This window comes from Actinomadura sp. NPDC000600 (assembly GCF_040492135.1).
GTDB lineage: Bacteria > Actinomycetota > Actinomycetes > Streptosporangiales > Streptosporangiaceae > Spirillospora.
This window is the reverse complement of sequence record NZ_JBEUPD010000006.1, coordinates 281,047-300,715: the sequence shown is the minus strand read 5'-3', so window position 1 is coordinate 300,715 and position 19,669 is coordinate 281,047. Positions and strand designations below refer to the sequence as shown.

Genomic DNA, 19,669 nt, shown 5'->3' with positions numbered 1-19,669 from the left:
TCAGTGCGGGTTGGTGGCCAGAAGCTCCGCCAGGAGGTCGTCCAGGGTGACGATGCCGGCGAACTCGCCGCCCGCGTCGTTCACCACCGCGAGCTGGGCGCGGCCGCGGCGCATGCGGCTGACCGCGTCCAGCACGGTCGTCTCCGCCGTGAGGACGGGGGCCGGGTGCGCCAGCTCGCCCGCGCGGCGCTCGCCGTCGGGCTCGATGATGGCGGCCCGGACGTGGACGATCCCCGTCATCGCGCCGTCCCGGTCGCGCACCAGCAGCCGGCTGTGGCCGCGGGCCGTCGCCGTCCGGCGGATCTGCGCGGCGGTCGCGTCCGCGCCGATCGTGGTGACGGACGTGGCGGGCACGACGAGGTGTCCGACCGTGGCCTCCCGCGCCGAGATCGCCCGGTCCAGCAGCTCGTGGTCGCGGCGCCCGATGAGGCCGAGGCGGCGGGACTCGCCGACCAGGTGGCTGAGCCGCGCCGGGTCGGTGTGGCTGTCCAGCTCGTCCTTCGGCGTCACGCGGATGAGCCGCAGCAGCGCGTTGGTCACCGCGTTCAGCGCCGACAGGATCGGGCGGGACACCTTCGCGAACGCGCGGAACGGCAGGGCCAGGATCAGCGCCGACCGCTCCGGGTGTGCGATCGCCCACGACTTCGGGGCCATCTCGCCGACGACCATGTGCAGGAACGTGATGACGGCGAGCGCGGCCCCGAGCGCGATGGCCTTGGAGCCGGCCTCGGGGACGCCGAGCGCGTGCAGCGGCGGTTCGAGGAAGTGCTCGAACGCGGGCTCGGTGACGATGGCGAGGCCGAGCGAGCACATCGTGATGCCGAACTGGGCGCCGGCGAGCATCAGCGACAGCTCGCGGACGCCCGCGACGGCGGCCACGGCGGGACGGCTGCCCTTCGCGGCGGCGCGTTCGAGCTGCGGGCGGTTGGCCGCGACCAGCGCGAACTCGGCGGCGACGAAGAAGCCGTTGCCGAGCAGCAGCGCGACGGTGATGAGCAGCGAGGTCAGCGGGTCCACGCGACCTCCTCCTCGCCGGCGGTGACGTCCGCGGGCGCGGCCGCGCGGATCAGGATCTTCTCGGCGACCCGGCGGGCCACGCTCACGACCTCCAGTTCGACGGCGCCGCCGTCCACTTCGACGCGGAGCCGGTCGCCGGGGCTCGGCAGCCGCCGCAGCTCCGCCATGACGAGGCCGCCGAGGGTGTCGTAGGCGTCGCCCTCGGGCAGGTCGAGGCCGGTGAGGCGGCGGGCCTCGTCGATGCGCATGCCCGCGTCGACCAGCCAGGACCCGTCGGGCCCGGACGTCGGGGCGTCCTCGGGGCCGTCGGTCTCGTCGGCGATCTCCCCGACGAGCTCCTCGGCGACGTCCTCGAAGGTGAGGATGCCGGCGAGTCCGCCGTACTCGTCGACGACGCAGGCGAACTCCTCGCCGGACTCGCGCATGTGCTCGATGACGCCGTACAGCGGCTGGCTGCCGGGCACCAGCAGCGCGGGCCGGGCGACGGCCCCGATCGGGGTGGACGGGTCGAGGGCGTCGTCGGCGACCTCGCGGACGCCCGCGACGCCGACCACGTCGTCGACCTCCTGCCCGTAGACGGGGTAGGCGCTGTGCCCGGTCTCGCGGATCAGCGCGACCAGTTCGGCGACGGGCGCGGTCGCCGGGAGCGTGCGGACCTGCGGGCGCGGCACCATGACCTCGTCGGCCGTGAGGTCGCCGAACGACAGGGCGCGTTCGAGCAGGCCGGACAGGTCGGCGGGCAGGTGCCCGGCGCTGTGCGACTTGCCGATGATGTCGCCGAGCTCCTCCAGCGTGGCGCCGCTGTGCAGCTCCTCGACGGGCTCGACGCCCACGGCGCGCAGCAGCCGCTCCGCCGCGCGGTCGAACAGCCGGATCAGCGGCCCCGCGACAGCGAGGTAGACGAGGGTGGACGCGGCCAGCGCGCGCGCCAGCTGGTCGGCGCGGGCCAGGGCGAGGTTCTTGGGGAACAGCTCGCCGAGCAGCATCTGGATGAGCGTCGCCAGGACGAAGCCGGTGGCGAGGGCGATCGCCCCCGTGGCCCCTTCGGGGATGCCCACCAGGCCGAGCAGCGGCTGGATCAGCTCCGCGAGGGCCGGTTTGGCGATGAAGCCGACGACCAGGGTCGTCATCGTGATGCCGAGCTGCGCGCCCGACAGCATGAACGAGACCCTGCCGATGACCTTGAGGGCTCTGCGGGCGGAGGTGTCGCCGCGCGCGGCGGCCTGTTCCAGGGTCGCGCGGTCGGCGGCGACGTAGGCGAACTCCTGGGCGACGAAGTATCCGGTGGCGGCGGTGAGGACGATCACCGCGAGAACGCCCAGTGCCGCGGTCAGCATGGGGCACCGGGTCTATGACTGGGGTCCGACACCGCGGACTCACCACTCCTCTCGTTAAATGACGTATCTGTCGTAACGTCACCTGGGACAACGAGGTTCCCAACGCACAGGGTACGGGCACGTGAGGATCGCTGGAGAGCGGCGGCCCCGCGACGCGGACCTGACGAGACGGAAAGCACCTTGTCTCGGTCAGTGTCACGGATCACACTTGTATGAGAACGTACGTCCGATAGTGGACCGGTCCGTGCTCCCAGACCGGTTCTGCGGGCATGCTCAGGGGGACCGAGAAGACGATCGCGGGGCAGACGTTGGACCAGAGCGGGGCAGGGGCCGCCGCGCCCATGAGCCGTGAAGGCGTCGACCATGCCCTCCGGACGCTGCGGGACGAGCGCGACCGCATCGCCGCGTCCCTCATCGAGCTGGAGCAGCACGACGGCGGACGCCTGCTCAAGGGCGCCCGGCTCACCGGCGAGACGTGGCGGCGCTGGGAGGAGGCGCAGGCCCGGCTGGCGACGCTGTGGCGGCTCTTCGACGCCTACCAGCGCGTATTGGAGACGGCGCGCGAGCTGCGCGAACGGTCGTCCCGCCTGGACGCGGCCACGCTGACGGAGCTGTCCGGGCTGCTGTCGGGCACCTCGGTGGAGCTGCCCGACGGGGAGATCCCGCTGGAGCACCGGACGCTGCTCGGCCCGCAGGAGCGCCGCATCACGCTGGACGAGGCCGTCGCGATGATGTCGGACGCCTACGAGTTCGTCGCGGGCGAGATCGCCGCCGCGGACGCCGCCTGGTCGGCGCTGCTGCAGCCGCTGGAGGACGCCGAGGAGAGCTGGCGCCGGACGGCCAGGCTGGCGCACTCGCTGGACGGCACCCGGCACCCCGAGCTCGACCGGGTCGGCCGCGAGCTGACCGCGCTCGGCCGGCTGATCCGCACCGACCCGCTGTCGCTGGTCAAGGACGGCCGCGCCGACACCGCTCGCCTCGACCGCGTCTGCGCCATACTGACCACGCTCGGCGACGAACTCGCCGGCGTCGCCCGGATGCGCGAGGACTACGCCGAACTCGTGGCGCGGGTCACGACCTCCATCGAGGAGATCGAGGAGACGGAGCGGCGGGCCCACGACGCCTACGCGACGGCCCTCGCCAAGATCCACGCGCCTCGCCTCCCGGTGCCGTCGCAGGGCCTCGGCACCGCGCTGCGCGACCGGCTCGCCGCACTCGAACGGCTGCGCGAGGCCGGCCGCTGGGTGGAGATGGCGGGGCGGTTCGCCGAACTCGAGCGCGCCGTCGAGGACGCGCTGGAACGGGCGCGGAGTGATCTGCGTCTCAGTGCGGGGCTGCTCGACCGGCGCGGCGAGCTGCGGGGGCGGCTGGAGGCCTACCGGGCGAAGGCCGCGCGGCTCGGCCTCGCCGAGGACGAGCAGCTCACCGTGCTGTACGGGGAGGCCCGCGAGGTGCTGTGGACGGCGCCCTGCGACCTGCGCAGGGCCACCGCGGTGCTGGCGGAGTACCAGAGAGCCATCAGGGCGTGCGAGAGCGAGACGGGGACCCGGCGATGAACCGATGCACCCAGCCCGGCTGCACGGGCGAGGTGGAGGCGGACGGATTCTGCGACGTCTGCGGCATGGCCCCGGCGTCCTCGCCACCCGCCGCCGAAGCGGCACAGCAGTCGGCACCGCAACAGGCGCAGCCCCGGCACGCCGTGCCCGCGAACCCGTCGCACACGGGCCCGGCGCCCATCAGCCCGTCGCCCGCCGGTCCGGCGCAGCCCGCGAGTCCGGCGGCGCAGCCCGCGCGGACGGCCGCGCCCGTGCGTCCGGCCGCCCCCGCGATGCCCGGCTACCCGGGCGCGTACGGGCGCCCCCCAGGGCCGGCCCCCGCTGCTCCTCCGGGGGGCCACGCGCCGGTGACGACCCCGGCGGTCCCCGCACCGCCGGCGGGTCGGCCGCCGGGCTCGTCCGGCCCGAGCGGGCGCGGCGGGCAGGGCCTGTCGTCCGGCAGCACGCCGACGAGCGGTTCGGGCAGCCTCGGGTCCGGGCGGACGGCCTCGCGCGGCGGCACCCGCGGTACGGGCTCGACCGGCTCGGCCAGGCGCGGCATGCTCGGCGCCGGGCTCGTCGAGGTGCCGCCGGTCCCGGCCCGCGACCCCGCCTCGGCGATCATGGAGAAGCCGGAGGTGCCGGAGAACCGGCGCTTCTGCAGCAAGTGCGACGAGAAGGTGGGGCGCAGCCGGGGCGGGCGCCCGGGACGCACCGAGGGGTTCTGCCGCAACTGCGGGCACCCGTTCTCGTTCACGCCGAAGCTCCGGCCGGGCGAGTTGATCGGCGGGCAGTACGAGGTGCTCGGCTGCCTCGCGCACGGCGGGCTCGGCTGGGTGTACCTGGCCCGCGACCACAACGTGAGCGAGCGGTGGGTCGTCCTCAAGGGCCTGCTCGACACCGGCGACGCCGACTCGCTGGCCGCCGCGACCGCCGAGCGCGCGTTCCTCGCCGAGGTCGAGCACCCCAACATCGTCAAGATCTACAACTTCGTCAAGCACGGCGACTCCGGCTACATCGTCATGGAGTACGTCGGCGGCCGCTCCCTGAAGGACATCCTCCTCAGCACCCGCCAGGAGCACGGCGACCAGGCGGCGCTGCCGCTGGGCCAGGTCATCGCCTACGGCCTGGAGGTGCTGAGCGCCCTCGGGTACCTGCACGGAGTCGGGCTGCTGTACTGCGACTTCAAGCCCGACAACGCGATCCAGTCCGAGGAGCAGCTCAAGCTGATCGACCTCGGCGGCGTCCGGCGGGCGTTCGACCCGGACAGCCCGATCTTCGGCACGCCCGGCTACCAGGCCCCCGAGATCGGCTCGCAGGGCCCCTCGGTCAGCTCCGACCTCTACACCGTGGGCCGGACGCTGGCCGTGCTGAGCTTCCCGTTCCGCGGCTACACCGGACGGCACCTGCGCAGCCTGCCGCCGCGAGAGGAGGTGCCGCTCTTCCAGCGGCACGAGTCCTACCACCGGCTGCTGCGCCGCGCCACGCACCCCGACCCCGCCCGCCGGTTCCAGAGCGCCGCCGAGATGGCCGAGCAGCTCACCGGCGTCCTGCGCGAGGTCCTGTCGGCCGAGGACGGGCGCCCGCGGCCCGCGCCGTCCCCGCTGTTCGGCCCCGAGCAGCAGACGGCCGGCACCGAGATCGTCGGCGGCCTGGACGGCGACGACGGCAGTGGCGAGGCCCGGCCGATCCTGGCGCCGGTGGAGCCGGCCGCCGCCGCGGCGGCGCTGCCCGTCCCGCTGGTGTACGCCTCCGACCCGGCCGCGGCGTTCCTCGCCGGCCTCACCGCCCGCGACCCCGCCGACCTGGCCGCGGCCCTGGCGTCCGCGCCGGTCGCGTCCCGCGAGGTGCGGCTCGCGCTGGTGCGGGTCCGCATCGAGCTGGGCGACCTCGACGGCGCCGCCCGCCTCCTGGAGGACATCGCCGCCGAGGCCCCGGACGACTGGCGCGTCGACTGGTACCGGGGCGTGCGCGCCCTCGCCGGCGGGCGAGGCACCGAGGCCGTCGCGGTGTTCAACGACCTGTACGACCTCGCGCCCGGCGAGCAGGCGCCGAAGCTGGCGCTGGCGTTCTGCCACGAGACCCTGGGTGAGACCGACGGCGCCGGCTACTACTACGAGACGGTCTGGCGCACCGACCCCACCCACGTCAGCGCCGCGTTCGGGCTGGCCCGCACCCGGCTCGCGGCGGGGGACCGCGCGTCCGCCGAGCGCGTCCTCGACTCGGTCCCCCGCATCTCCAGCCACTACCTCGCCGCGCAGCTCGCCGCCGTCGCCACCGCCGTCCGGGGGCGGAGCCCCGCGGAGCTGAACGCGCCCCTGCTCCTCGAGGCGGGACGGCGGCTGTCGTCGCTGCGCCTCGACACCGAGCGGTCGGCCGCTTTCACCGCCGAGGTGCTGGAGGCGGCGCTCGCCTGGGTGCGCGCCGGGCGCGGCACGGCCCCGCCCGGCGTCCGGCAGCAGATCCTCGACACCGACCTGGACGAGCAGGCCCTCCGCAAGAAGCTCGAGTACACCTACCGCGTGCTCGCCAAGCTCGCCGAAAGCGCCGGGCACCGCCACGCGATGGTCAAACGGGCCAACGCCGTCCGCCCGAGGACGCTCTTCTGACCATGAACGCCGACCAGCACACCCCCGTCGCGCTGTGCCGCGGCTGCGGCGAGCCCGTGAACGAACGCGACCGCTTCTGCGAGGAGTGCGGGCGGCCCGACCCCACCACGCCGAGGACCCCGCCGCTCGGCACCGCGCTGCCGCACGCCTCTCCGACGCCGCCGTCACGCGACGTCCCGTTCGGGGCCAACCCCGTCCCGCACCCGGCCCGTTCGCCGGAGCAGGCTTTCGGCCCGCGCACGCCCCCGCCCGCCGCCCCGGCGCCGGGCGGGCAGGCTCCGGCGGCGCAAGGGCGGGGCGGCGCCGCCCGGCCCGGCGGCGGACGAGGCTCCTGCGTTGACTGCGGCGGCGGCACCATCGGGGCGGACGGCTACTGCGAGCAGTGCGGGCTGCGGCAGCCGAGCGGCCGCGAGCACGTCGAGGCCGAGGCGGGCCGGTTCGGCGCGGCGGTGAGCGACCTGGGGCTGCGGCGCAGCCGCAACGAGGACGCGTTCGCCCTCGCGGCGCTGCCCGCGGGCGTGTGCGCGGTGGTGTGCGACGGGGTGGCGACGGCGCCCGGGTCGGAGGAGGCGTCCCGGCTGGCGGCCGAGGCGGCAGTGGCCGTGCTGACCGGCCGCGTCTCGGTCGGCATGGACCCGCAGGGCGCGATGCGCGACGCGGCGGCGAGGGCGGCGGAGGTCGTGGCGGGGCTGCCCGGCGATCCCGACTCCTCGCCCGCGTGCACGTTCGTGTCGGCCGTCGTCGACGCGGGCGGCATCACCGTCGGGTGGGTCGGCGACAGCCGCGCCTACTGGCTGTCGGCGGCGGGCTCGTGCCGGCTGACCAAGGACGACTCGTGGGCCTCGTCCATGGTCGACCAGGGGGCGATGAGCGCCGAGGACGCGTGGGCCGACCGGCGGGCGCACACGCTGACCGCCTGGCTGGGGGCGGACGCGGGCCCGGTCGAACCGCACGTGGCGGCGTTCCGGCCGACGGGCCCCGGGCTGGTGGTGCTGTGCAGCGACGGGCTGTGGAACGACCTGCCGGAGCCGTCCGCCCTCGCGGAGGTGGCCCTCGCGGGCCGGGACGGACCGCTGGACACCGCCCGGCGGCTGCTGCGGGCGGCGCTGGACGCGGGCGGGCACGACAACGTGACGGTGGCGGTGCTCCCCTACCCGCCGCCAGAACCGACCAGGGAGCGGGGCAGATGAGCGATTTTCCGGAGTTCACCGTCCGTGTTGACCAGAACCCCTACCTCCCGGCAGGCGGACGGGAGATGCACGCGATCGTCTCGGTGGAGGCGCGCTCGTCCGGCGGCGCGGGCCCGGTCGTGGACGACGGGCGCGCCCCGGCCGCGGAGATCATCATCATCGACACCTCCGGGTCGATGTCGTACCGGGGCAAGATGGCGGCGGCGAAGCGGGCGGCGCGGGCGGCGGTGAACGTGCTGCGCGACGGCGTGCACTTCGCGGTGGTCGCCGGCGCGAACCGGCCGCGCATGGTCTACCCGCAGGGGGAGCGGCTCGTCCGGGCCGACGCGGCGTCCCGGCGGAGCGCGGTGAACGCGGTGGGGCGGCTGGAGGCGGCCGGCGGGACGGCGATCGGGTCGTGGCTGCGGCTCGCCGACCGGCTGTTCGCCGGGCACGACGCCGCCGCGGCCGGCGCCGTGAAGCACGCGATCCTGCTCACCGACGGCAAGAACCAGCACGAGTCCGACGCGGAGCTCGACGCGGCGCTGCGCCACTGCACCGGCAACTTCCTGTGCGACGCGCGCGGCGTCGGCACCGACTGGAACGTCGCCGAGCTCCGCAAGATCACCTCGGTGCTGCTGGGCGGGTTCCTGGACGTCCCCGACCCGGCCGACCTGGAGGCCGACTTCCTGGCGATGACGCGGGCCGCGATGAGCAAGCAGGTCGCCGACGTGACGCTGCGCGTGTGGACGCCGCAGCAGGCGCGGCTCCGGTTCATCAAGCAGATGATCCCCGCCGTGGAGGACCTCACCGCCCGCCGGGTCGAGTCGGGGACGCAGACCGGCGACTACCCGCTCGGAGCGTGGGGCGACGAGAACCGCGAGTACCACCTGTGCGTGGAGGTGCAGCCGGGCGACGTCGGACGGCAGATGCGGGCCGCGTGGGTGAAGCTCGTCGCGGGCGACCAGGTCCTCGCGTCCGGCAACGTCATCGCCGAGTGGACCGACGACGAGGCCAGGTCGACGCGCATCAACGGCCGCGTCGCGCACCACACCGGGCAGTCCGAGCTCGCCGAGGCGATCCAGCAGGGCCTGGAGGCGCGGCGGGAGGGCGACGAGGACACCGCCACCGCCCGGCTCGGACGGGCCGTGGTGCTGGCGCGGGAGGTCGGCAACGAGCAGATCTCCGGCCTGCTCGACAAGGTCGTGGACGTGGTCGACCCGGTGCACGGCACCGTGCGGCTGAAACGGGACGTAGCGAAGGCGGACGAGATGTCGCTCGACACCCGCTCCGTCCGGACCGTGCGGACCCGGCACGGCGACGAGGCAGGGGGCTGAGCCCCATGCCGGTCTGCCCGAGCGGGCACGCGTCCCAGGCCGCCGACTACTGCGACGTGTGCGGCGACCTCATGGACGGCGCGCAGCGCGCCGAGTTCGCCGAGCCGGAGCCCGCGTCCTCGCCTACCGCCGCGCCGGCCTCCGAGCCCGCGTCGCGGGAGGAGCCCGCCTGCCCGCGCTGCGGGACGCCGCGCTCCGGCCGCTTCTGCGAGGAGGACGGGTACGACTTCGAGACCGGCACCGTCTACACCGTCGAGTTCACCCCGGCGGGCACCGCCCGCGCGGTGCCGCTGGTGCCGCAGCAGCGCCAGGGCAGCGGGCCCGTCGCCCCGCAACCGGTCCCGGCGGCGACCGGGCCGCACGCGCTGATCAAGGCCGACCGCGCCTACTTCGACTCGGTCCTCGCGGAGATGGGCCCGGACGCCGCGGGCCTCGCGTTCCCGCCGTACTGCCCGGAGCGTCGCGTCCCGCTGCTCGGCGACCGGGTCCGGATCGGGCGGCGCAGCACGTCCCGCGCGCTGCTGCCCGAGATCGACCTCAGCGCGCCGCCCGAGGACCCGGGCGTCTCGCATCTGCACGCCGTCCTGCTGTCGCGGCCGGACGGCGCCTGGAACCTGATCGACCCCGGTTCGACGAACGGCACGACGGTGAACGGCGCGACGGAGCCGATCCCGGTGAACGTGCCGGTTCCGGTCGGTCACGGCGACCGCATCCACGTGGGCGCCTGGACGACCATCACGCTGTCCCTGCAGGAGGGCACGCCATGACGATGAGCCCCGCACCGCCGGCGGCGCCCGCGCCGCGACCGTCCGGGCAGCCGCCCCTGCCCGAGCAGCCCGCGGAGGGGACACCCGCCGTCCCGCAGCGAGCGGGCCGCCTCAGGACGTTCGTACGCGGCCGGTGGCTGAAGACGATCCCGGGCCGCATCCGCGCGCACGTCGTGCTGTGCCTGGCCGCGCTCGTGGCGCTGCTGGCCGTCCTCACCGTCGCGATCGGCAACGCGCGCGACTCCGTCGAGACGATCGGGCACGACGCCGGTCCGCAGGTCGTCGCGACCGGCACGCTGTACTTCGCGCTCAGCGACATGGACGCGCAGGTCTCCAACATCCTGCTGATCGGCCGCGAGCACGGCCTCGGCATCGGCTACGACGAGACGCTGCGGGTGTACGAGAGGCGCCGCGCGGAGGCCGACGCGGCGGCGGTGCAGGCCGCGCAGCTCGCGGGACGCGACCCGGCGCTGCGGCGGACCGTCCAGGAGGTGCTGGACGGGCTCGGCAAGTACGAGCGGCTCGTCGGCCAGGCCATGCAGCTCGACGCGCAGTCCGACCACGCGCCCGGCGAGACGCCGGCGCAGGTCCTGGACGCCTACCGGCAGGCCACCGACCTCATGAAGCTGCAGCTGCTGCCGAAGGCCTACAACATCACCCTCGACACCGGCGCGACCGTCCGGCAGTCGTACGAGACGAAGCGGTCCGCGGTGCTGACCGGGCGCACCTGGGTGGCCGTCACCGGCGTGATCGTGCTGCTGCTCCTGATCGCGACGCAGCTGTACCTGGTGCGGACGTTCCGCCGTGTCCTCAACCCGGCGCTGGTGCTGGCGACGCTCGCCACCGTCGTCCTCACCGCGGTGGGGGCGGGCCTGCTGACCGCGCACGCCGGGCACATCAAGAAGGCGAAGCAGGACGGGTTCGACTCGATCCTGCAGCTGTCGCGGGCCCGCGCGATCAGCCACAGCGCGTTCGCGGACGAGAGCCGCTACCTCCTCGACCCCGGCCGCGCGGACACCTACGAGCAGACCTACCTCGACAAGTCGCTGGCGGTGATCTACCCCGACCTCGGCGACAAGCCGGTGAACCTGGAGAACTACTACGCGGGCCTGGAGCAGAAGGCCGGCGCGTACCGGCCGGGCTCGGGCACCGCGCCGTTCCTCGGCTTCTTCGGGGACGAGGCGCGGACGGTGGGCGGCGGACGCGAGGGCGACGCGCTGGCGAAGACGCTCGCGGCGTACCGGGCCGTCCAGCGCAACGACGCGCGGATGCGGCAGCTCGCGGCGGCGGGGAACCGGACGGGCGCGGTCGACCTGCGGATGGGCCGCACCTCCAACGCGATCCGCGACTTCGACGCCTACGACGCGGCGCTGAGCTCGCTGACCGCCGTCCACCAGGACGCCTTCGACAAGGCGATCAGGGACGCCGACGGCGGGCTGCGCGGCTGGAACGCGGTGCCGCCGGTGGCCGCCGCCGTCATCGCCGCACTGATCATCGCGGGGGTCCGTCCCCGGCTGGCCGAGTTCCGCTGACCGAGTTCGCCTGATCAAGGAGATCAAGCCATGCGCGCGACCCGTGCCATCGCCGCCCCGGGGGCCGTCCTCGCCGCGGCGGCGCTGCTGTCGGCCTGCGGCCTCGGCGCCGAGAAGGAGCAGTCCATCGTGGACAAGGGCTCCCTGGTCGTCGGCGTGAAGGAGGACCAGCCAGCCCTCGGGGTGAAGCGCCCGGACGGGACGTACGAGGGCTTCGACGTCGACGTGGCGACCTACATCGCCGGCAAGCTGGGCGTGCCGAAGAGCCGGCTGAAGTTCACGACGACGAACTCCTCCGTCCGCGAGGAGGCGCTCGCCAAGGGCCGGGTCGACATGATCGTCGCGACGTACTCGATCACCGCGAAGCGGAAGTCGAAGGTCACCTTCGCCGGCCCTTACTACGTCGCCCACCAGGACACCTTCGTCCGCGCCGACGCCGCCGCGATCAGGAACGTGCGGGACCTCAAGGGCAAGCGGATCTGCGCGGTGAAGGGCTCGAACTCCTGGCGCCGCGTGATCGAGGAGCGCAAGGTCGCCGCGAAGCCGGTCGAGGTGGGGACCTACGGCGCCTGCATGGAGGGGCTCGCCGGCGGCCGCCTCGACGCGGTGTCGACCGACGACCTGATCCTCGCCGGGTTCGCCTCCGGCCGCCCCGGACGGATGATCAACGCCCCGTTCACCGACGAGAAGTACGGCGTCGGCCTGAAGAAGGGGGACCTGAAGGGCTGCGAGGAGGTCAACCGGGCGATCACGGACATGTACCAGGACGGGACCGCGCAGCGGCTGCTGGCCAAGTGGTTCGGCAAGTCGGGGCTCAAGCTGACGACGAGCGTCCCCCAGTTCGAAGGCTGCGGCTGAACCGGGGGTGTGGGGGTCGCCCCCCACAAGGAGCGCGACTGAGCTTGCGCTACGGCGTCGTGGACGGGAAGGCGCCGATGGCCTCCCGCAGCGTGTCGTGGATCGGGATGAACTTGTCGATCCCGGTGATGCGGAAGACCCGCTGGACGCGCGGCGGCAGCGCCACCAGCGCGAGGTGCGTGCCGCGCTCGCCGGCGCGGCGGTTGGCGGCGACGATCGCGTTCAGCCCGGTGGAGTCGCAGAACGTGACCTCGCGCATGTCGACGACCATGGGCTCGCCGGTCTCCACGGCCTCGAAGAGCGCCTCCTCGAAGCGCGCACGGGAGACCACGTCGATGTCGCCCTTCACGCGGACGAGCGTGCAGCGGTCGTCGCGCATCAGGCTGATGTCGAAGTCCATCGTCACCTCACGCCCCACTCCGGTGGTACCCGGCCATCTCAGGTGACTCCTCAGGATTGCGCACCCGTGCCCGTATTCCAAGCAGTTCCCGGGAAAAGGACCAGGTCGCCCGCCCGGGCCCGCGGACCGTAACGCGGAGGGCCGGACGCCCGTCTGATCCCCGGTCCCGACTGTACCTGACGATGCGCCCGGGGCCTCCGGGTGCCTCCCAGGAGATCCGGTAAACGGGGTAATAACTTACTGAAGAGAAACTTACTTGACGGTAAGGAATGGCCGCGAATCCCGCTCGCACCGAGGCTGACCAGCGCTTGGACCATTCCTGGCCCGCTGCTGGACGGGAAAGGAGGACGCTGACCGCGGCCCGGATCGGCGTGGAGGTTACAGTGGCGGTGGCGAAATTCGGGAGGCTGGATGTTCTACACGTTCATGACGCGCGTGGTGCGTCCGATCCTCTGGCTGCTTTTCCGTCCGCGGGTCGTGGGCGGGGAGAACGTGCCGAGCTACGGGCCGCTCATCGTGGCGAGCAACCACCTGTCGTTCATCGACAGCTTCATCATCCCCCTGGCGGTCCCGCGTCCGGTCACCTACATCGCCAAGGCGGCCTACTTCGAGGGCGGCGGGCTCAAGAACCGCTTCGTCCGCTGGTTCCTCACCAACCTCGGCCACGTCCCGGTGCGGCGCGGCGCCCGGCGGGCCGCCATGGGCGCCCTCGAGCAGGCCCTGGAGGTGCTCGACAACGCCGGCGCGTTCGCGATCTACCCGGAGGGCACCCGCTCCCCGGACGGGCGCCTCTACCGCGGCCGGACGGGCATCGGCTGGCTCGCCCTGGAGTCCGGTGCCCGCGTCCTGCCGGTCGCCCTGGAGGGCACCGAGAAGATCCAGCCGATCGGCGCGGGGTTCCCGCGCGTGTTCGGGCCGCGCCCCACCGTGCGGATCGGCCCGCCGATGGACTTCTCCCGCTACCGCGACCTGCCGCCCGCCAAGGCCCGGCGCGCCATCACCGACGAGATCGTCGAGACGATCCAGAAGATGTCCGGCCAGGAGTACGCCGGGGAGTACAACGAGCGGGCCGAAAAGGGCTGACCCGCGTGTCGCCGGGGGCGGCGGGCCCCTTCCGCGCCGTAGGGTCGCGGCCATGGCGCACAGGCTCCTCCCGGTCATGCTGCTGCTGTCGACGGCCGTCGCGGCCACCGCGTGCGGCGGCGACGCCGAGCGCGCGAGCCAGGTCCGCGGCACCGCCCGCGCCGAGGCGGCGGGCATCGGCTACACCTCCGCCCAGCTGCTGCAGGCGCTGCTCCAGCAGCCGTCCGGCTACCGGCGCGCCGGGGAGCCCGACTGGGGCGAGTACGGCTCGCTGAAGGCCATCCAGAACGCCTCCCGGCTCCAGCGGGACGCCGTCCTCGACAAGCCCCGCTGCGGGACGGGACGTCCGGGCGGCGGCGTGGCCGGCGACGTGCCCGCCGCGCTCGTCTCGTTCACCGGCAGCCGCGGCGTGACCGCGACCGAGACCCTCATGGGCATGTCCGCCGGGGACGCCGAGAAGCAGGTCAACGCCCGCGTCACCCCCGGCTGCCTGAAGTTCCGCACGAGGGTCGGCTCCGCCTGGGCCGAGCACAGGGTGGTCGAGGCCCCGAAGGGCGACATCGGCGAGGGGTCGCGCACCGTCGGGGTCAGTACCGCGAGCGGCGGAGCCCGCACCCGGACCTGGTACGTCGTGTTCCGGGGCCGCCACTACCTCGCCACGATCACCGTCTTCGGGCCCGGTGCCACCCGCGCCGAGGCCGAGCGCCTGGCCCGCGAGGCACTGGCCCAGGCCCAGCGCGTCCTGCCCTGAGTCCGCGGGCTCACCGCCGGTCCCCCGGACCGGATAGCGTTCGCCTTACGCGGCGCGGAGAGCGGCTCCGGCGGACCAGTCCAGGGGGTGTCCTTGATCGGTAAGGAGGGCCGGGTGACCGGCCGGATCGGACCCGGGCTGGTCGGCGAGGTGATGATCGCGGTCCGCGGCGGGGCGGAGGCGTTCTACGCCCATCCCGTCGACCCGCGCGACGAGATCGGCGTCGGCTCGATCGTCGTCGTGGTCGAGTACCACCCGCCCCGGACGGTGTACGTGGCGCCCGCGCTGGCCCGTTGAGCGTCCCCGAGAAGGTGGCCCGATGAGGCCATGAACTTCCAGGCCGGAGATCGAACCGAACGCTCCTCTGCCGCGTCTGATGGGAAACGCGGACGGGCCTGACATTCCGGGGCCGGCCGCCCAACCCCCGGAGGAGGAGGCCCCATGCCCGTGCTCGCCGTGGCGGGCGGCGTCGTCGTCGCCATCATCGTGCTGATCATCCTGTTCAAGATGGTCTGGCGGGTCGCCGAGCCGAACGAGGCCCTGATCATCTCCGGGCTCGGCGCCAAGTCCAAGCCGATCGACGGGGTGGACAGCCTCGGATTCAAGATCGTGACGGGCAAGGGGACGTCCGTCCTGCCCGGCTTCCAGACGGCGCGCCGGCTGCGGCTCGACAGCCGCGCCGCGAACCTGGAGGTCAACTGCGTGACGCAGCAGGGCATCCCGGTCAAGGTCCGCGGTGTGGTCATCTACAAGGTCGGGGACGACTTCGTCTCGATCGCCAACGCCGCGCGCCGCTTCCTGGAGCAGCAGAACTCGATGGACGGCGCGATCCACGAGCTGTTCACCGGCCACCTGCGCTCCATCATCGGCAACCTCACCGTCGAGGACCTCATCCTCAACCGCGAGCGGCTCACCTCCGAGACCCGCGGTTCGGCCGCCGACGAGATGAGCAAGCTCGGCCTGGTCGTGGACTCCCTGCAGATCCAGGAGATCGACGACGAGACCGGCTACATCACCAACCTCGGCCGCCCGCACGCCGCCAGGGTCGCCGCCGCCGCCCGCATCGCCGAGGCCGAGCGCAACCAGGAGGCCACCGCGCGCGAGCAGGAGACCGAGCGGCAGAACGCGGCCGTCATCCGGGACACCGAGATGAAGAAGGCCGAGTACGAGGGCCAGGTGCAGCAGGCCGCGCAGCAGGCCCGGCAGGAGGTCATCCTCAAGGAGACCCGCAACGCCGAGCTGGAGGCCGAGCGCACCGAGAAGCGGCTGGAGAGCGAGGTCCGCAAGCCCGCCGACGCCCGCGCCTACGAGCAGGTCAAGCTGGCGGAGGCCGAGCGCGAGGAGCGCATCTCCTACGCCCAGGCCGCCGCGACGGAGGTCCAGCTCAAGGCGCAGCGCGAGTCCGAGGCCATCCGGCTGATCGGTGAGGCCGAGGCGGACGCGACCCGGCGCAGGGGCCTCGCCGAGGCCGAGGCGATCAAGGCCCGCGCGGAGGCGCTGGCGGAGAACACCGACGCCGTCATCGCCCAGCAGCTCGCCGAGAAGTGGCCGCAGATCGTCGAGGCGGGCGCGGGCGTGTTCGGCAACGTCGACAACATGGTCGTGCTGAACGGCGCGCAGGGCGTGGAGGACATGCTCGCCAAGGCCCTCACCCTCGGCGGCACCGGCCTCGGCGTCGCCCGCCAGCTCCTGGGCAACCTGAACGCCCAGAGCGCCCCGGTCGGAGCCAACGGCCACGGCGGCGCCCCGGCGGCGACCGTCCCGGTGGAGATCCCCAAGGAGGACTAGTCGCCGATGCGCGGAAGGCCCGGCCCCGCCGGGCCTTCCTGGCCTCGGAGGTGGGCCGGTCCCGCTAAGTTCGTTGCATGTCCGTGCCGCGGCTTGCCGTTTCCGTCGACCTGGTCGTGCTCACCGTGCGGGAGCAGCGCCTGTGCGCGCTGCGGTGGCGGCGCGACCGGGCGCCCTACGAGGGGGCGTGGTCGCTGCCGGGCGGGTTCATCCAGCTCGACGAGGACCTGCCGGTCGCCGCGGCCCGGCTGATGGCGGAGCGGGCCGGGCTCGCGGACGTGCGGATCCACCTGGAGCAGCTCGCGACCTACGGGTACCCGGACCGCGACCCCCGGCAGCGCGTGGTGAGCGTCGCGTACCTGGGGCTCGCGCCCGACCTGCCCGCGTCCAGCCGGGCCCAGGTGCTGTGGACGGCCGTGGACGACCTCCTGCACCACGACCGGGCCGCGTTCGACCACCGGCGCATCCTGTGCGACGGGATGGAGCGGGCGCGGGCGAAGCTGGAGTACACCTCGCTGGCGGCGGCGTTCTGCCCGCCGGAGTTCACGGTCGCCGAGCTCCGCCGCGTCTACGAGATCGTGTGGGGCACGACCCTCGACCCGCGGAACTTCCACCGGAAGGTGACCGGCGCCGACCGGTTCCTCATCCCGACCGACCGGACGACGACGCGCGACGGCGGACGCCCCGCCAGGCTGTACCGCAGGGGCGACGCCGAGCAGTTGCGGCCGCCCATGCTGCGGCCCCGCGGATGAGCTTTTACCTGGGGTGATGTTCCGAGCAGCGCCGGACCGTTGCTAGTTTCACCCCCTATGAACGGTGACTCGCCAGAAGCGCTCGGCCTGATCGTCCGGGACATCGGTGAGGCGGGCGTCGCGGAGATGGCCGGCTCCCCGGGTCTCGCGGCGGCCGTCGACCAGCACGTGGCCAGCCTCCGCGACGAGCTCGGCGCACCGGGCGAACCGCCCGGCGCGGAGGAGCTCATGGGGTACCTGCACGGTTTCGCGGAGGACGCCTTCAACCGGGGATGGTGGCCCGCCGACACCCGGGACTGGGAGTTCGTCCGAATCGTGGCGGTTTGTTGGATGATGAGGGACGCTGCGTAGGCTGGGGATCATCACCCCTGTGCAATCTGGAGGACAACGGTGTCCGAGGCAACCACACCCCGCTTCCGCTCCGTCCTCGACCGGTTCGTGGCCTACAAGCCCGGCAAGGTCGTGGTGTCGCCCGAGGGGCGCTCGTTCAAGCTCTCGTCGAACGAGTCGCCGCACGGGCCGCTCCCCTCGGTCGTGGAGGCGATCGGCGAGGCGGCGCGCAACGTCAACCGCTACCCGGACAACAACGCGACCGCGCTGACCGAGGCGATCGCGTCCTTCTGCGGCGTCCCCGCCGACCACGTCGCGGTGGGCTGCGGCTCCGTCGGGATGACCCAGATGCTGCTGGAGGCCGTCGCCGAGCCGGGGGCCGAGGTCGTCTACGCGTGGCGGTCGTTCGAGGCGTACCCGCTGCTGGTGTCGCTGTCGGGCGCGACGAGCGTCCAGGTGCCGCTGCGGGACGAGACCCACGACCTGAGCGCGATGGCGGACGCGATCACCGAGAACACGCGGCTGATCTTCCTCTGCAACCCGAACAACCCGACCGGGACCGCCGTGCGCCGCGCGGAGATCGAGGCGTTCCTCGACCGCGTTCCCGCCGACTGCCTGGTCGTGCTGGACGAGGCGTACCGCGAGTACATCCGCGACGAAGAGGTGCCCGACGGGCTCACCCTCTACGGCGACCGCCCGAACCTCGCGATCCTGCGCACGTTCTCCAAGGCCTACGGCCTCGCGGGCCTGCGCATCGGCTACCTCGTCGCGCACCCGCTCGTGGCCGGATCCATCCGCAAGACGTTCCTGCCGTTCAGCGTGAACTCCGTCGCGCAGGCCGCCGGCATCGCGTCCCTCGAGGCCACCGACGAGCTGATGCAGCGCGTCGAGGGCACGGTGCAGGAACGCGTCCGCGTCCGCGACTCCCTCCTCGCCGACGGCTGGACGGTCCCGCCCACCGAGGCCAACTTCGTCTGGCTGCGCCTCGGCGACCGCACGATGGAGTTCTCGGCAGCCTGCGACGCCCAGGGCGTGAGCGTCCGCCCCTTCGACGGCGAGGGCGCCCGCGTCTCCATCGGCTCCCCGGAGGAGAACGACGCCTTCCTGGCCGTCGCCAAGACCTTCAACCGTTGACATCCTCTCCGCCCTAAAGGACGGAGATTCCCTCCACGCTGCGCGTTGACCGTGCTGCGTCCGGGTGGGTTACCGCTTCACTGCGCGGTGCCGGGACGTGTCCCGGTCCTACCTGCGCTCGACGGTCGTTTAGCCTGTCCGCCTGCCCGGCGGCCAGGATGTTGATGGCGGCGTTGACGTCCCGGTCGTGGACCGCCCCGCACGGGCAGGTCCACGACCGGACGTTCAGCGGCATCGACTCGGCCAAGGTCCCGCAGGTCGAGCACAGCTTGGAGGAGGGGAACCAGCGGTCCACCCGCGCGAAGGAGCGGCCGTGCCGGGCGGCCTTGTATTCCAGCATCGCCACGAAGCGGGACCAGCCCGCGTCGTGCACGCTCTTGGCCAGCCGCGTACGCGCAAGGCCGTTCACCGCCAGGTCCTCCACGTAGACCGCTTGGTTGTCACGGATCAACTGGGTGGAGAGCTTGTGGTGATGGTCCCGGCGCGCGTCGGCGACGCGGGCGTGCAGCCGCGCGACCCTCGCGGCGGCCTTCTTGCGGTTCGCCGATCCCTTCTGTTTGCGCGACAGGGCTTGCCGGGCCTTGCGGAGACGGCGTTCGGCGCGGCGCAGGAACCTCGGCGAGGACACCTTCCGGCCGTCCGACAGCACCGCGAAATGCGTGAGCCCCAGATCGATGCCGACATCGGCTGCCGCCTGCGGTAGGGGCTCGTCCGGCACTTCCACCACGAACGAGGCGAAGTACCGTCCGGCCGCGTCCTTGATCACTGTCACGCTTGACGGCTCGGACGGCAGGTTCCGTGACCACCGGACCCGTACGTCCCCGATCTTGGGCAGGCGCAGTTTCCCGCCCGGCGTGATCCTCCAGCGGGCGTTGCGGGTGAACCGGATCGCTTGGCGCCGGTCCTTGCGGGACCGGAACCGGGGCGGCGCGACCCCGCGGCCCTTGCGCGTGCCCGACACCGAGGCGAAGAAGTTGCGGTAGGCGGTGTTCAAGTCGGCCAGGGCCTGCTGCAGGACGACGGCCGACACCTCGCCCAGCCACGCCCGCTCGCCGGTCTTCTTCGCCTCCGTGATCACCCGCTTGGACAGTTCCCCGTCCAAGGGGTAGGGCAGCCCCGCCGCATGCGCTTCCTGGCGTGCACGCAGGGCGTCGTTGAACACTACCCGCGCGCACCCGAACGCCCGCGCCAGCGATTGCTGCTGGCCGGGGGTCGGGTAGAGCCGGAAGTTGTACCTGAGCTGCACGCTTGGATTGTACATCCATGCACT

At 73.4% G+C, this 19,669-nt stretch carries 18 protein-coding genes; 14 read left to right on the top strand and 4 right to left on the bottom strand.

The features are described 5' to 3' along the window. Both ABWI07_RS12190 and ABWI07_RS12185 read right to left on the bottom strand, forming a co-directional pair. A complete protein-coding gene (locus tag ABWI07_RS12190) occupies positions 1 to 1,017 on the bottom strand; it encodes a hemolysin family protein (protein ID WP_149260540.1) in 1,017 nt (338 codons plus the stop codon). Beyond that, positions 1,005 to 2,354, bottom strand: a complete 1,350-nt coding sequence (locus tag ABWI07_RS12185) for a hemolysin family protein (protein ID WP_353818553.1) — start codon at positions 2,352 to 2,354, stop codon at positions 1,005 to 1,007. The genes ABWI07_RS12190 and ABWI07_RS12185 overlap by 13 nt, the downstream gene beginning before the upstream one ends. Before the next feature lie 341 nt (positions 2,355 to 2,695). Between ABWI07_RS12185 and ABWI07_RS12180 the strand changes: the two genes are divergently transcribed. The 7 genes from ABWI07_RS12180 to ABWI07_RS12150 all read left to right on the top strand — a co-directional run bounded on the left by ABWI07_RS12180 (position 2,696) and on the right by ABWI07_RS12150 (position 12,161). Continuing rightward, complete coding sequence (locus ABWI07_RS12180) at positions 2,696 to 3,910, top strand: hypothetical protein (RefSeq protein ID WP_200842015.1); 1,215 nt, start codon at positions 2,696 to 2,698, stop codon at positions 3,908 to 3,910. A gap of 539 nt (positions 3,911 to 4,449) precedes the next feature. Further along, positions 4,450 to 6,498 carry a serine/threonine-protein kinase gene (locus ABWI07_RS12175; RefSeq protein WP_502912818.1) on the top strand — a complete coding sequence of 683 codons (2,049 nt, stop codon included), beginning with the start codon at positions 4,450 to 4,452 and terminating at the stop codon, positions 6,496 to 6,498. A gap of 2 nt (positions 6,499 to 6,500) precedes the next feature. Continuing rightward, positions 6,501 to 7,688, top strand: coding sequence for a PP2C family protein-serine/threonine phosphatase (locus ABWI07_RS12170; RefSeq protein WP_149260538.1), 1,188 nt, complete (start codon positions 6,501 to 6,503; stop codon positions 7,686 to 7,688). Further along, positions 7,685 to 9,004: a VWA domain-containing protein gene (locus tag ABWI07_RS12165; RefSeq protein ID WP_149260537.1), complete on the top strand. Its 1,320-nt coding sequence runs from the start codon at positions 7,685 to 7,687 to the stop codon at positions 9,002 to 9,004. Before ABWI07_RS12170 ends, ABWI07_RS12165 begins: the two co-directional genes overlap by 4 nt. Before the next feature lie 5 nt (positions 9,005 to 9,009). After that, on the top strand, positions 9,010 to 9,771 hold the full coding sequence (locus ABWI07_RS12160; RefSeq protein ID WP_353818551.1) for an FHA domain-containing protein: 762 nt from the start codon (positions 9,010 to 9,012) through the stop codon (positions 9,769 to 9,771). Beyond that, positions 9,768 to 11,303 carry a GlnX family signal transduction membrane protein gene (locus ABWI07_RS12155; RefSeq protein WP_353818550.1) on the top strand — a complete coding sequence of 512 codons (1,536 nt, stop codon included), beginning with the start codon at positions 9,768 to 9,770 and terminating at the stop codon, positions 11,301 to 11,303. Before ABWI07_RS12160 ends, ABWI07_RS12155 begins: the two co-directional genes overlap by 4 nt. 30 nt (positions 11,304 to 11,333) lie before the next feature. After that, on the top strand, positions 11,334 to 12,161 hold the full coding sequence (locus ABWI07_RS12150) for a glutamate ABC transporter substrate-binding protein (protein WP_149260535.1): 828 nt from the start codon (positions 11,334 to 11,336) through the stop codon (positions 12,159 to 12,161). 49 nt (positions 12,162 to 12,210) lie between these two features. Here the strand turns inward: ABWI07_RS12150 and ABWI07_RS12145 are convergent, their stop codons facing one another. Next, entirely contained in the window at positions 12,211 to 12,561 is a 351-nt protein-coding gene (locus tag ABWI07_RS12145) for an STAS domain-containing protein (protein WP_149260534.1), read from the bottom strand. 411 nt (positions 12,562 to 12,972) lie between these two features. On the opposite strand from ABWI07_RS12145, the gene ABWI07_RS12140 reads away from it, so the two are divergent. The 7 genes from ABWI07_RS12140 to hisC all read left to right on the top strand — a co-directional run bounded on the left by ABWI07_RS12140 (position 12,973) and on the right by hisC (position 18,399). Next, on the top strand, positions 12,973 to 13,644 hold the full coding sequence (locus tag ABWI07_RS12140; protein WP_149260533.1) for a lysophospholipid acyltransferase family protein: 672 nt from the start codon (positions 12,973 to 12,975) through the stop codon (positions 13,642 to 13,644). Positions 13,645 to 13,696: 52 nt separating this feature from the next. After that, positions 13,697 to 14,395 carry a hypothetical protein gene (locus ABWI07_RS12135; RefSeq protein WP_149260532.1) on the top strand — a complete coding sequence of 233 codons (699 nt, stop codon included), beginning with the start codon at positions 13,697 to 13,699 and terminating at the stop codon, positions 14,393 to 14,395. A 114-nt stretch (positions 14,396 to 14,509) separates the two neighbouring features. Continuing rightward, positions 14,510 to 14,692: an NfeD C-terminal domain-containing protein gene (locus ABWI07_RS12130; RefSeq protein ID WP_149260531.1), complete on the top strand. Its 183-nt coding sequence runs from the start codon at positions 14,510 to 14,512 to the stop codon at positions 14,690 to 14,692. Positions 14,693 to 14,836: 144 nt separating this feature from the next. After that, a complete protein-coding gene (locus ABWI07_RS12125) occupies positions 14,837 to 16,183 on the top strand; it encodes an SPFH domain-containing protein (RefSeq protein WP_149260530.1) in 1,347 nt (448 codons plus the stop codon). Between the two features lie 77 nt (positions 16,184 to 16,260). Further along, positions 16,261 to 16,935, top strand: coding sequence for an NUDIX hydrolase (locus ABWI07_RS12120; RefSeq protein ID WP_149260529.1), 675 nt, complete (start codon positions 16,261 to 16,263; stop codon positions 16,933 to 16,935). Between the two features lie 57 nt (positions 16,936 to 16,992). After that, positions 16,993 to 17,286: a DUF6401 family natural product biosynthesis protein gene (locus ABWI07_RS12115; protein ID WP_149260528.1), complete on the top strand. Its 294-nt coding sequence runs from the start codon at positions 16,993 to 16,995 to the stop codon at positions 17,284 to 17,286. 39 nt (positions 17,287 to 17,325) lie between these two features. Continuing rightward, complete coding sequence (hisC, locus tag ABWI07_RS12110; protein WP_353818549.1) at positions 17,326 to 18,399, top strand: histidinol-phosphate transaminase; 1,074 nt, start codon at positions 17,326 to 17,328, stop codon at positions 18,397 to 18,399. Between the two features lie 13 nt (positions 18,400 to 18,412). Here the strand turns inward: hisC and ABWI07_RS12105 are convergent, their stop codons facing one another. Beyond that, a complete protein-coding gene (locus ABWI07_RS12105) occupies positions 18,413 to 19,645 on the bottom strand; it encodes an RNA-guided endonuclease InsQ/TnpB family protein (protein ID WP_149260526.1) in 1,233 nt (410 codons plus the stop codon). Positions 19,646 to 19,669: the final 24 nt, after the last annotated feature.

Coding starts and splice junctions, on each gene's coding strand:
- ABWI07_RS12185 (WP_353818553.1), bottom strand. CDS start 2,354: ATGCTGACCGCGGCACTGGGCGTTCTCGCGGTGATCGTCCTCACCGCC.
- ABWI07_RS12180 (WP_200842015.1), top strand. CDS start 2,696: ATGAGCCGTGAAGGCGTCGACCATGCCCTCCGGACGCTGCGGGACGAG.
- ABWI07_RS12175 (WP_502912818.1), top strand. CDS start 4,450: ATGCTCGGCGCCGGGCTCGTCGAGGTGCCGCCGGTCCCGGCCCGCGAC.
- ABWI07_RS12170 (WP_149260538.1), top strand. CDS start 6,501: ATGAACGCCGACCAGCACACCCCCGTCGCGCTGTGCCGCGGCTGCGGC.
- ABWI07_RS12165 (WP_149260537.1), top strand. CDS start 7,685: ATGAGCGATTTTCCGGAGTTCACCGTCCGTGTTGACCAGAACCCCTAC.
- ABWI07_RS12160 (WP_353818551.1), top strand. CDS start 9,010: ATGCCGGTCTGCCCGAGCGGGCACGCGTCCCAGGCCGCCGACTACTGC.
- ABWI07_RS12155 (WP_353818550.1), top strand. CDS start 9,768: ATGACGATGAGCCCCGCACCGCCGGCGGCGCCCGCGCCGCGACCGTCC.
- ABWI07_RS12150 (WP_149260535.1), top strand. CDS start 11,334: ATGCGCGCGACCCGTGCCATCGCCGCCCCGGGGGCCGTCCTCGCCGCG.
- ABWI07_RS12145 (WP_149260534.1), bottom strand. CDS start 12,561: ATGGACTTCGACATCAGCCTGATGCGCGACGACCGCTGCACGCTCGTC.
- ABWI07_RS12140 (WP_149260533.1), top strand. CDS start 12,973: ATGTTCTACACGTTCATGACGCGCGTGGTGCGTCCGATCCTCTGGCTG.
- ABWI07_RS12135 (WP_149260532.1), top strand. CDS start 13,697: ATGGCGCACAGGCTCCTCCCGGTCATGCTGCTGCTGTCGACGGCCGTC.
- ABWI07_RS12125 (WP_149260530.1), top strand. CDS start 14,837: ATGCCCGTGCTCGCCGTGGCGGGCGGCGTCGTCGTCGCCATCATCGTG.
- ABWI07_RS12120 (WP_149260529.1), top strand. CDS start 16,261: ATGTCCGTGCCGCGGCTTGCCGTTTCCGTCGACCTGGTCGTGCTCACC.
- ABWI07_RS12115 (WP_149260528.1), top strand. CDS start 16,993: ATGAACGGTGACTCGCCAGAAGCGCTCGGCCTGATCGTCCGGGACATC.